The organism is Polynucleobacter sp. 39-46-10 (genome assembly GCF_002282275.1).
The window spans coordinates 2,898-4,746 of the sequence record NZ_NCJB01000296.1 but is presented as its reverse complement, the minus strand read 5'-3'; the positions used below and the strand labels follow the sequence as shown (position 1 = coordinate 4,746).

Genomic DNA, 1,849 nt, shown 5'->3' with positions numbered 1-1,849 from the left:
TTCCTGGTGGAATAAGTGCACCTAATTTAATGAGGTTTGAAAAGGCGGCAAACAAGCAAGGAGACGTAAATGTTTAATTTAGCAAAGACCGCGATTTTGATGGCGGCAATTACTGCGCTCTTCATAGTGGTTGGTGGCATGCTTGGTGGTGAAGAGGGGATGTTGATTGCGCTGCTGATCGCAATCGGAATGAACTTTTTTAGCTACTGGTTCTCAGATACGATGGTCCTTAAGATGACGAATGCACAGCAAGTGGATGAGCATTCTGCTCCCCAGCTGTATGCCATGGTTAAAGAGCTGGCTGAAAAGGCTGGACTCCCCATGCCTAAAGTATTTTTAATTGATGAGGATGCGCCCAATGCATTTGCAACCGGTCGCAATCCGGAGAATGCTGCTGTTGCAGCAACCACCGGCATCCTCAGAGTTCTTTCGCCTCGTGAATTGCGCGGCGTAATGGCCCATGAGCTTGCACACGTAAAGCACCGAGATATTTTGATTTCTACTGTGGCTGCTACTATGGCCGGAGCCATTTCTGCATTGTCAAATCTAGCGATGTTTGCTGGTGGTCGAAATTCAGAGGGTCGGCAAGGCAATCCCCTGGCGGCATTGGCAGTAATGATTTTGGCGCCTCTGGCAGCAAGCCTAATTCAAATGAGCATCTCTCGGGCGCGCGAATATGAAGCCGATCGTGGCGGAGCAGAAATGAGCTCTGATCCTGAGTCGCTCGCACAGGCCCTGCAAAAAATTCATGCCTATGCTCAAGGTATTCCATTTCAAGCCATTGAGCGGCATCCTGAGACGGCGCAAATGATGATCATTAACCCTCTTACCGCTGGTGGCCTCTCACAACTTTTTTCTACCCATCCCCCAATGGAGGAGCGGGTAGCTCGATTAATTAGCATGTCTAAAAACGGGGTTTACCCCGGAGCGGAATAATTTGACTGATCAAAAACCACCACGCAGTCTTCCTCTATCCGAGGCGATCACTATTTCTGCGCAAGCAATTGGTGAGGTGATGGTGGGTCGATCACTTACAGAAGTTTTGGATCAGCTGGATGCGCACGAACGCCCTATCGTTCAAAGCCTTACATTTGACGCTTTGCGTAAGTGGGTGAGATCTCATGAGTTCATTAAGGAATTCATTCCAAAGACTCCACCAGTAGAAGTAGAGTACTTATTAAGCGTAGCAATCGCCTTGTTCTTACAAAGTGGTGCGGAGGGTAAAGGCTATGCGGTTCATACGATCGTTGATCAGGCAGTAAAGGCTTGCAGTGAATATGAGCCAACAATGTATGCCAAGGGCTTAGTGAATGCTGTGCTGCGTAAGGTTAGTCTGGCAGTGCAGGCTGAGAATGAGAAACCTTATCCGCCAGACCCCATTCCTATGTTTTTTCCGCCCTGGTGGCGGGCTAGTTTGAAACGTAACTATTCGAAGTCTTGGCAGGCTATGCTGATTCAGCAGGCCCAACGGGCACCGTTAATTTTGCGGGTGAATCTCAAGCAGCATACGCGTCAGGAATATCAAGAGTTATTGCATCAGGCCGGCATCGTTTCTGAGCCCATTGATAGCATTGCTGGAATCCCATTGAATTCTGCTTTGGTCTTGCGTGAGCCTGTGCCGGTATCCGATTTGCCGGGATTTTATAGTGGCGCTGTTTCTGTTCAAGATGCAGGGGCTCAAATTGCGGCGGTATTGCTTGACCCAAAACTGGGAGAGCGCGTATTGGATGCTTGTGCTGCGCCTGGTGGAAAAACCGCTCACTTATTGGAGTTGGCGCAATGCGAGATGATTGCATTGGAGTTGGATGGTCAGCGTCTTGGAAAAATTGGCGGTAATTTAGATCGCTTG

2 protein-coding genes are annotated in these 1,849 nt (G+C 48.9%); both read left to right on the top strand.

Going from position 1 to position 1,849, the window contains the following annotated elements; genetic code table 11:
• Positions 1 to 69: 69 nt before the first annotated feature.
• Entirely contained in the window at positions 70 to 936 is an 867-nt protein-coding gene (gene htpX / locus B7X71_RS14650; RefSeq protein ID WP_293601183.1) for a zinc metalloprotease HtpX, read from the top strand.
• 1 nt (position 937) lies between these two features.
• The coding region (locus B7X71_RS14645) for a 16S rRNA (cytosine(967)-C(5))-methyltransferase RsmB (protein WP_293601181.1) at positions 938 to 1,849 on the top strand (912 nt) is incomplete at its 3' end.